This window comes from Gracilimonas sp., assembly GCF_035704785.1.
In the GTDB taxonomy this organism is placed as follows: Bacteria; Bacteroidota; Rhodothermia; order Balneolales; family Balneolaceae; genus Gracilimonas.
Genome location: NZ_DASSWP010000029.1, coordinates 1 through 9,059 on the forward strand (window position 1 = coordinate 1; position 9,059 = coordinate 9,059).

The window sequence follows — 9,059 nt, forward strand, 5'->3', positions numbered from 1 at the left end:
GATCTAACCGGCTTCTTTCCAGTCGTAATTGAAAAATTCTACATTACCGAAATTACAGGCTGCACAGGCGTGGCGTAAGTTCTCCGATACCCCGAACATCTTACCTCCCAGAATAAGAAGAATTGGCACGGTAAGCCCTAAAATCGGACCTGCAATGTACCAGGGCATAGGTTGTGAAAGTATGTCCATCAGTTTGTGATTTGTCTAGTGATTGATCGTTTAATTATTTCTTCACTCCAATGATACCGGAGTTCTCTAGTTTGTAACAACATGTTATAACAAGTATCTTAAATAGATGTTAATTGGTGAATTTTGGTGCAAGACTATCGGTCTCTATCCCCGATCAGTAAGGGCGCATTGAAATGCGCCCTTACTGATCGACACAGTCATTAAGATCTACATCATGGAACAACAAGCTTCTAAACACGAAAAGGTAAAGCAGCTTTTACAGAAGGAGATCACCGAAGGCTACTATGAAGGCGGCGATAAACTCCCATCCGAACAAAGGCTTTGCGATTATTTTAAGGTGAGCCGGGTTACTGTACGTCATGCCCTTCAGAATTTAGAAAACGACGGGCTGATCTACCGCAAGCAAGGTGTTGGTGCTTTTGTGAGCGATCAGACCTATAAGAGCAATTTGGTGAAACTAACCGACTTTTCTGAGGATATGCGTCAGGCCGGCTTGGAAAGCAGTTCTCGTTTGGTTTCACTCAAAAAGGTTGATCCTATTAAAGAAGTGAATGAGATCCTGGAGATCCGCCCGGATATGAAGCTCATTCGTGTGGACCGGGTTCGTTTGGGAAGCGGAAAACCGGTGGCTTTCGATATCACTTGGTTGCCTCCCGGATATGGACAATTATTGTTTGATGAAGACCTCACCACCCAGACTATTTACAATGTTATTGAGGAGAAGTATGAGATTCCTATTTTGGCCGGCAGTTATCGGTTCACTGCAACCAATGCAGACAAATACATTGGTGATTATCTGAATTTAAAAGAGGGTGATGCACTGTTTGAAATTGACCGCTGTTCCCGGACTACCGGGGATAAGAAAGTGTACTTCCAAAAGAGATATTACAACCCGGCTCATGTAAGCTATGTAATGGAATTATCGCGAAATGAGGATTCTGAGGATGTCACTTCCAAAGATGGTTTACCCCTTAAAGAATTCTCTCCTGAGTTTGTTAAATAGAAATAAAAGCATCATTTTCATTCCTCTTAAACACAAATCAATTATACACATTATGAGGAAGTTAACATACAGTTCACACTTAATTGCATTGATACTCATTTCGGGGTTATCAATGGTTTTTGCACAAATAGAAGTAAATGCGCAAGATAATAATGCAGAAAAATGGCTCAATAAAATGGCCGATGCTGTCATAGAGCCTGGAACTGAAGTAGAAACTTTAACCACGGATATTGAACAAACCGTTATCTCACCTATGGGTGACATCACGTTAAGCGGCACAAGCACAGTTAATTTTGAAACCGGAAATCAAAGTGCGGTATTAGAAACTCCGCAGGGGAAGGTTGAAGTAATTATTGAAGATGGAGAGGGCGTTCAAAAAGTGGGTGGAAGAGAAATACCCATGAATGGAGTACAACTTCAGCAAGTGGAAACTGAAATGGAAAGAAATTATGTTAATGTTGCTCGGAATAAAGACTCCCTGGATGCAGAGTTTCTCGGCATGGAAACCATAGACGATACTGAGTATGCTAAAGTTAAGATCAATTTCACAGTACCCGTTACGTATTATTTAGATACCGAAACCGCATTGCCTGATATGATCACATTTAATCAGTTCAACCAGCAAACCGGCTCAGAAGTGGAAGTTCAAGTTAAGCATAGCGATTGGCGTACCGTCTCAGGAGTTACTTATGCATTTTCAATAGAATCTTTCGCTGGTGGTCAAAAAGCCGGTTCCGGAACCGTCAAAAGTTTAACCGTTAACGAATAACTGCTTTACATTGGATAAGGGAATCTGTGTATTTTCTATGTTCGTTGAAGATGATACCTGGCAGAAATAGCAATTACAAATTAGGAGACTGAACATGTCAGTTTGGGATAAAGAATTTCCTTCAGATTCAGAATACGCTCACTATTATGCCGATTATGTTTCTCATGTCCCCAAGAAAAACATCATTGAGACACTGAATTCTCAGATGCATGAGATGTATACCTTTATAAATGCGATACCGGGTGATAAAGCCTTTTCTTCTTATAAAGAGGGGAAATGGACTATTAAACAAGTTTTAGGTCATATGATCGAAACCGAACGGGTTTTTGCTTACCGGGCTTTGGCTTTTGCCAGACGCGATCCTAATCCATTGCCAAGTATGGATCAAGATAATTATGTTAAATATGCGAATTTCAACAGCCGAACCATCAGTAACCTTGCCAACGAATATTTATCTGTTCGGATATCAACCATTCATCTTTTCCAAAACATGACTCAGGAGATGATCTCTCTAAAAGGAACCGCAAGTGGTTTTGAATTTACTGTGCGGTCGTTACCCTTTATCATTGCCGGGCATGAGCTGCATCATATGCAGGTTATTCGTGAGAAATATTTGTAGGGAAATTTATGCTTTTGCTACCCTTTTAATGATATAAAAGTTTTTTAAACAGCTGAATCTTTCATTGTTTAAAATGTAGTAACAAAAATTCTCCCTTAGAAGGGAGACCGGTTGAAAGCTTTAGCTCGAAACCAAAAGTATGTCAGTGAGGTCGCGACTCTTTATACTTTTAAAACACTGAAGCCATTAAAAATAAGATCCATCCATATAATCGGAAGCTAAAACATTTAGCCAGACAGTTAAGGAAGAATAGTACCCTTAGCGAAGTACTGCTTTGGAAACAAATAAAAGACAAAGCACTTGGGGTAGAGTTCCACCGACAGGTGCCTATTTTAGACTACATTGTGGACTTTTATTGTCACGAAATTATGATGGTTATTGAAATTGACGGCATCACACATGATCATCCTGAGAAGTTCCAGAATGACAAACAACGTCAAGAAAGAATTGAAGCACTCGGCGTTATTTTTGCACGAATTACTGATTCGGATGTAAAACATAATATGCATGGTGTATTGATGTGCCTCCAGGATTTTGTCAAGCAGCTGAAGGCAAAGCAAACCTAATTCAACAACGCACATCTCCCTGCAAATAATCAAAGATCATTTGCTGTCCCTCTTCTAAGAGGGAATTCTCTTTAGTTAATAAGATCTAGTTTTAGCTAGTGTAGCACTCATTATTTTAAAAGCTGTATCGAATAATTCTCCCTTAGAAGGGAGACCGGTTGAAAGCCTTCAGGCGATCAACCTGAGGGATGTCAGTCTACTGCCAATTGCGCAAAATGCTCTTGCTGAAGATTCTCCCCCAATCCCGACTGTATGATCTTCTGAACCAGGTCCTCCTCATCCGAAATTTCCGGCAGACTCAAAACCGCTCCCTTATCAATCCATTCTGAAAGCATCCGGCTAAAATACGGATCGATCTGATACACCACTTTTCCTCCCATTTCTTCCAAAGCAGCGGCATTGCATAATTGCTCATATTGATTTTTAATAGGGATGGTTAGCAGCTTTTTCCCAAGAAACATGGCCTCTGAAGTAGTTTCAAAACCAGTGGCTGAGATGACACCCAAGCAATGTTCAATACTTTTCAAAAAGTCTTCTTTCCCAACCGGATTCACTTGCACATTCCCCTTTACATATGCTTCCTCACAAGTTGGGGAAAAGATGTGCCATTTCGTTTTTTTTACCTGAGAAAATATTGAGTGCAAAGTCTGATGGTCGAAAGCTGGCAAATAGACCGTTACATGATCGCCCGGGCTTGGATGCAGATCCCGTATATGTCTTCGAATGATCGGAGGCTCGATAAAATCATCATACCGCAGATAATGAGAACCAACCGCTGCGGTACTAGGAGCAAAATATCTCATCACGTTTTCGGCAACCGCTGATCTTTTGTCTGGTCTTGGTGACTTTTCAGATAAAAATGAAGCCTGATGACTTATGGCAACACAGGGGATGCCGGCTTGATTTGCAGCCCAGGCCGTAACAGGCTCAAAGTCATTTACCACAAAATCATACTCTCCAATCGGTACATGCCGAACATCTTTCAAAAATTTAAAGGGATGTAAATTCAAAGCTGTTTCCAAAAAATCTACGCTCCCACTGTTATCATATGCCAGGCTCATTCCGCGGGCAGTAAAATCAACAGGGCCATCAATGTTCATCTTGAAATTATACCCGCTGATGAGTACATCCACTTCAGCATACTCACGAAGCTTTGGGAGTACCACCCGTGCCCGGCTTATGTGTCCGTGCCCCGTTCCCTGAACACCGTATAATATCCTCATCCTATCATCACCTTATGGTCAAAAGTGTGACTCTTCATCAACAGGTTCACCCTCGGATTATCCTGCAAAAATTCATCTTCATTATATTTATAGAGACTCCATTCCCCCGCGTCGTATTCCAGACAAGTAAGATTTTCGACCCAGTCGCCCGAATTGAGGTAGATCACCGACCCTTTTTCATTTTCATATCCGCGAATTTTGGGCTGGTGAATGTGTCCGCAAACAACATAGTCATACCCCTCTTCGATAGCTAGTTCCATAGCTGTCACTTCAAAATCATCTATAAAATTAACGGCCTGCTTTACGCTGTCCTTGATCTTTTTGGAAAGGGAGAATTTTCCGTATCCCAGTTTTTCAGAAATATTATTCATCCATCGGTTCAACAAAATAAGCAGTTCATAGCCTTTCCCTCCCAGTTTAGCTATCCACTTACTGTGCTTCATAGTGATATCAAAAATATCTCCGTGAAAGATCCAGACACTTTCCCCATTCATTTCCAGCACCAGTTTATCCCTGATAAAAAGCGGACCAAGTTGCAGGCTGGAAATTTTTCGTAAGGTTTCATCGTAATTACCCGTCAGATAATAAATATCTGTGCCGTTGGTCATCATGGTGATCAGTGTTCTGATGACGTGCATATGTGCCTCCGGCCAATAGTACTTACGGAAATTCCACATATCGATGAAATCCCCGTTTAGGATCACACGCTTAGGGTCAATAGAATTGAGGTATTGAACCAGTTCAACCGCATGGCAGCCCACTGTGCCAAGATGGATGTCAGAAAGAACTACGGTATCAAGGGATCGTTTCATAGCCTTTTTAATAGATGATTGATAGCAAATATCGCCCGGCTATGTTAACGGGGGTTAGCGACAGCATTAATTATTGGTTACCAATGTGTTAGGGAATTGTAAATGATAAATTTTAAATGTTGAATTAATTACGTTCATTTATAATTCAACATTTAAAATTTAGAATTTCTATGAGCGAGCAAAAGATCATACACGTACATCTCCCAGAAGACGAAACCTTCAAAACTACCCTTTCCGCCGGAAAGCACGAACTTATATCTGATGAACCGGAAAGCGTGACAGGCGGACAGAATTCCGGGCCCGATCCTTATGATTATCTCCTGATGGGACTTGGCTCCTGCACTCTAATGACCGTAAAAATGTATGCCGAAAGAAAGGGATGGAAACTAGATGATCTCTACCTGGAGCTTCGTCACAACCAACGCCACGCCGATGACTGCGCACAGTGCGAAGACCCAAAAAGTAAGATCGATCACATCGAAAAAGAACTCATTATAAAAGGAGACCTATCCCAGGAACAATTAGACAAGCTGCTCGAGATCTCCAAAAAATGCCCTGTACATAAAACCCTCGAAGGCGATATTTCCATATCAAGCTCCCTAAGTAAATCTTAACCCGTTCCGACGCACAGCATACGGAACAAGTCAGCGAGTCGGTTCAACATTGAATGTTCAATGTTCGATATTCAATATTCCTCCCTACTCCCACCCCCAGGCCGGTGGCGGAATCTCGGTTTCATCTTCAAAACTAAAACGAATGCTAAAATAGCGGTCGGTACCAATTCGGCGGAGGTTATAGGTGTAGTATTCATCCGGCACCACTTCGATCCACCATATGTTACTTGCTGCGGCTGGAATCAGATCGGCCGTCTCCTGATCGGCAGGAAAAGTTTGAAGGGTTTCCAATCCGGTACTTGTAGAGGTCCCGCCGTACATGGTCACTTCGTCCTCAGTTCCATCCTCATGACGGTGATCATGCTTCAGTTCAATACGATCACCTTTTCTGGTAAGTATCCAGGTTCTTGAGCGATCATCCCCCACAAAAAAAGGTATATTGATCACTTTATCATCACAGGAAAGTATATGCATCACCAGTTCATGGTTCCGGAAGTCGTCGTCTACAGGAGCCTCAAGAACCTCTCCTATAAATGCTTTGCCACACTGGGCTGAAAGGGTTTCCCAAAAAACATCTGCGCTGGATTGTTGAGCCAATAACACAAACGGCACCAAGAGGAACAGAGCAAAAACTGAATATTTCATAATATCATCTTTTAGGTGGATTTAAGAATAGTATAACAAACTAAGAGAAACCTTCTTAAGAATATCCCTTTCCATTTAATAGATTGATAAAGATATTGGCATAAAATATAAGCCCTATTTTCTCTTATATATCTTAAATAAGTTAGCACGCATGGAATCATCTGCATTACGCATCCTCAATAATGCTATTTTTGAAGCACAAACATGGAAACCCAGCCGTTCACGTAATACCCTTGAAAATGATTTTTACCAACTTATGTTTCGGGGACCATCATTGGATAAACATACAGAGCTTTGGAATGACTTCAGAAAAGCACTCGCAGAAAATCACCACCTTGAAGATGAAACCCTTCGCGAATTTCTAACACGTCCCGAATACGCCCGGGAGGGTTATTGGTGGTTTGATCCGAATGAATGGAGATGAAAATCCAACAAGGAACATCGAACTTTTAACACTGAACTAGGTTTCGTTCAACATTCAGTGTTGGATGTTCGATGTTGGATATTCGTTATTCATTTGCTTCTCTTGTTTTTAGCTCCTGTTTTTGTTAGCCTAAAGCACAATTTTCCGGGTTCAATAATCACACCTTCATGTCCAAAGAATTAATCAGGCAGTATTACAATCAGTCACACTCATTAAAGAGGACTGGGGTCAGTAATGAAATGGCTATCAAGCAGCCGTTTGATATGCTGGTGCTTCAAATGGCCGGGATGCGTCATTACGTGTATGCTACCGAAGTGACTATTAAAAATGAGGATGGTAAACATATCCGGCCTGATGGCATTTTGATGAACGAGCTTCGTATCCGCAAAGGCTACGTGGAAAGCAAGGATACGTTTGACTCCATTGATGATGAAATTCAAAAGAAGCTGCACAAGGATAAATACCCTGCGGATAACATCATTTTCCAGAACAGCCAAACGGCGGTATTGATTCAGCACGACAAAGAAGTGATGCGGGTAAACATGAAAGAAATGGATGATCTTGAATCCATTCTGAAAATGTTTATAGATTTCAAACCGGCATATATCGAGCGGTTTGAAGATGCGCTGGAGAAATTCAAAGAAGACATCCCCACCATTGTTGAAACGCTTCGTGAATTAATTGAAAAACAAAACGAAAAAAATCCCGCCTACCAAAAAGGGCGCGATCAGTTTTGGGAAATGTGTAAACAGGAAGTGAATCCTGAAATAACCCAGGACGATATCCGGGAAATGGTGATTCAGCATATTCTCACGGAAGACTTATTTAAGTCGGTGTTTGATGAAACAGATTTTCATCATGAGAATAACATTGCCCGTGAGCTGGAAGGATTGGTCAATACCTTTATGACCCGCGAGGTTCGTCAAAATCAGTTGGGCGAGTTGGGGCATTATTACCGGACCTTAAATACCCACGCGTCCCAAGTGGCTGACCACCACGAAAAACAGCAGTTCCTTAAAGTGGTGTATGAAAATTTCTATAAGGTTTATAATCCTAAAGGGGCTGACCGTTTAGGCGTGGTTTATACCCCAAACGAAATTGTGGATTTTATGATCCGCAGCACCGATTACCTGCTGGAAAAGCATTTTAACAGAAGCCTGCACCACGAGAATGTTCATATTTTGGATCCGGCTACCGGAACGGGAACGTTTATCACGGATATTATTGAACACATTCCCGCCCAATACCTTGAATATAAATACACGAATGAAATCCATGCCAATGAAGTAGCCATTCTCCCCTATTACGTGGCTAACCTGAACATCGAGTTTACCTACAAACAAAAAACCGGGCAGTACAAGGAATTTCCCAATATTTGTTTTGTTGATACTCTGGATAATACAACAGCTCTGACTTGGGATAGAATGAAAACTGACCAAGGTGTTCAGTCTAACATGTTTGCCGTTAGCAGTGAAAATGCGGAGCGAATAAAGAGACAGAACCAACAGAAAATTTCGGTAGTGATTGGCAATCCACCATACAATGCAAAGCAGGAAAATTACAATTATCAGAATTCTAACCGTGCCTATGAGCGCATTGATCAACGAATTAAAGATACTTATATAAAAGAAGGTACGGCACAAAATCAGATTGTTGTTTACGATATGTACACTCGATTTTATCGTTGGGCTATGGATCGAATTGATGAAAATGGAGTGATTTCGTTAATCACAAACCGCAGCTTTATAGACAGCCGGGCTTTTGATGGTTTCCGAAAATGTATTGAAGATGATTTTGATTACTGCTACATCATAGATACCAAAAGTGATGTTCGGGCCAACCCAAAAATATCTGGCACAAAAAATAATGTATTCGGTATTCAAACCGGTGTAGCCATTATGTTTCTGGTTCGAAAGGACAGTTCACCTGATAACAATGCCTGTCAAATTTATTATAATGGTGAAATGGAGGACGAATGGCTTAAAGAGAAAAAACTTGAGTGGCTGAATCATAATGATTTTAAAGAACTGGCTTTTGAAAGAATTGAACCTTCAAATAGACATAACTGGATTAACCTTTCTGACAATGATTTTGATGAACTCATCCCGTTGATTGATAAAGACGTTAAAGGTGGGGATAGCAAAAAAGCTATTTTCAAATTGTTTTCAAGAGGAATTGCTACCCAAAGAGATGAC

At 41.1% G+C, this 9,059-nt stretch carries 10 protein-coding genes and 1 pseudogene; 7 read left to right on the forward strand and 4 right to left on the reverse strand.

All coding sequences use genetic code 11. The annotated features are described in order from the left end of the window. Nucleotides 1–12: 12 nt before the first annotated feature. Nucleotides 13–189, reverse strand: a pseudogene (locus VFM80_RS01465) (YeeE/YedE family protein); the annotation flags it as partial. Between the two features lie 214 nt (nucleotides 190–403). Between VFM80_RS01465 and VFM80_RS01470 the strand changes: the two are divergent. The 4 genes from VFM80_RS01470 (at nucleotide 404) to VFM80_RS01485 (ending at nucleotide 3,146) form a co-directional block, all read left to right on the forward strand. Beyond that, nucleotides 404–1,192 (forward strand): GntR family transcriptional regulator, encoded by a 789-nt coding sequence (locus tag VFM80_RS01470; RefSeq protein ID WP_395068833.1) that lies wholly within the window; start codon nucleotides 404–406, stop codon nucleotides 1,190–1,192. A gap of 52 nt (nucleotides 1,193–1,244) precedes the next feature. Next, nucleotides 1,245–1,961, forward strand: coding sequence for a hypothetical protein (locus VFM80_RS01475; protein WP_395068835.1), 717 nt, complete (start codon nucleotides 1,245–1,247; stop codon nucleotides 1,959–1,961). Between the two features lie 94 nt (nucleotides 1,962–2,055). Continuing rightward, nucleotides 2,056–2,580, forward strand: a complete 525-nt coding sequence (locus VFM80_RS01480; RefSeq protein WP_395068837.1) for a DinB family protein — start codon at nucleotides 2,056–2,058, stop codon at nucleotides 2,578–2,580. A 197-nt stretch (nucleotides 2,581–2,777) separates the two neighbouring features. Next, a complete protein-coding gene (locus VFM80_RS01485) occupies nucleotides 2,778–3,146 on the forward strand; it encodes an endonuclease domain-containing protein (RefSeq protein ID WP_395068850.1) in 369 nt (122 codons plus the stop codon). A gap of 191 nt (nucleotides 3,147–3,337) precedes the next feature. Here VFM80_RS01485 and VFM80_RS01490 read toward each other — a convergent pair whose 3' ends face one another. Further along, a complete protein-coding gene (locus VFM80_RS01490; protein WP_395068839.1) occupies nucleotides 3,338–4,369 on the reverse strand; it encodes a glycosyltransferase family protein in 1,032 nt (343 codons plus the stop codon). Beyond that, on the reverse strand, nucleotides 4,366–5,181 hold the full coding sequence (locus tag VFM80_RS01495) for a UDP-2,3-diacylglucosamine diphosphatase (RefSeq protein WP_395068840.1): 816 nt from the start codon (nucleotides 5,179–5,181) through the stop codon (nucleotides 4,366–4,368). The genes VFM80_RS01490 and VFM80_RS01495 overlap by 4 nt, the downstream gene beginning before the upstream one ends. 170 nt (nucleotides 5,182–5,351) lie before the next feature. Between VFM80_RS01495 and VFM80_RS01500 the strand changes: the two genes are divergently transcribed. Next, on the forward strand, nucleotides 5,352–5,795 hold the full coding sequence (locus tag VFM80_RS01500; RefSeq protein ID WP_395068842.1) for an OsmC family protein: 444 nt from the start codon (nucleotides 5,352–5,354) through the stop codon (nucleotides 5,793–5,795). 84 nt (nucleotides 5,796–5,879) lie between these two features. Here VFM80_RS01500 and VFM80_RS01505 read toward each other — a convergent pair whose 3' ends face one another. Further along, a complete protein-coding gene (locus tag VFM80_RS01505; protein WP_395068844.1) occupies nucleotides 5,880–6,440 on the reverse strand; it encodes a hypothetical protein in 561 nt (186 codons plus the stop codon). A gap of 151 nt (nucleotides 6,441–6,591) precedes the next feature. Here VFM80_RS01505 and VFM80_RS01510 point away from each other — a divergent pair, with 151 nt between their 5' ends. Both VFM80_RS01510 and VFM80_RS01515 read left to right on the forward strand, forming a co-directional pair. Next, nucleotides 6,592–6,864, forward strand: a complete 273-nt coding sequence (locus VFM80_RS01510; RefSeq protein ID WP_395068846.1) for a hypothetical protein — start codon at nucleotides 6,592–6,594, stop codon at nucleotides 6,862–6,864. A 167-nt stretch (nucleotides 6,865–7,031) separates the two neighbouring features. Further along, nucleotides 7,032–9,059, forward strand: a 2,028-nt coding sequence (locus VFM80_RS01515; RefSeq protein WP_395068848.1) for an Eco57I restriction-modification methylase domain-containing protein, incomplete at its 3' end; no start/stop codon positions are given.

Bases quoted from the DNA above. Each gene is read 5' to 3' on its own strand.
- VFM80_RS01470 (WP_395068833.1), top strand. From the start codon at position 404: ATGGAACAACAAGCTTCTAAACACGAAAAGGTAAAGCAGCTTTTACAG.
- VFM80_RS01475 (WP_395068835.1), top strand. From the start codon at position 1,245: ATGAGGAAGTTAACATACAGTTCACACTTAATTGCATTGATACTCATT.
- VFM80_RS01480 (WP_395068837.1), top strand. From the start codon at position 2,056: ATGTCAGTTTGGGATAAAGAATTTCCTTCAGATTCAGAATACGCTCAC.
- VFM80_RS01490 (WP_395068839.1), bottom strand. From the start codon at position 4,369: ATGAGGATATTATACGGTGTTCAGGGAACGGGGCACGGACACATAAGC.
- VFM80_RS01495 (WP_395068840.1), bottom strand. From the start codon at position 5,181: ATGAAACGATCCCTTGATACCGTAGTTCTTTCTGACATCCATCTTGGC.
- VFM80_RS01500 (WP_395068842.1), top strand. From the start codon at position 5,352: ATGAGCGAGCAAAAGATCATACACGTACATCTCCCAGAAGACGAAACC.
- VFM80_RS01505 (WP_395068844.1), bottom strand. From the start codon at position 6,440: ATGAAATATTCAGTTTTTGCTCTGTTCCTCTTGGTGCCGTTTGTGTTA.
- VFM80_RS01510 (WP_395068846.1), top strand. From the start codon at position 6,592: ATGGAATCATCTGCATTACGCATCCTCAATAATGCTATTTTTGAAGCA.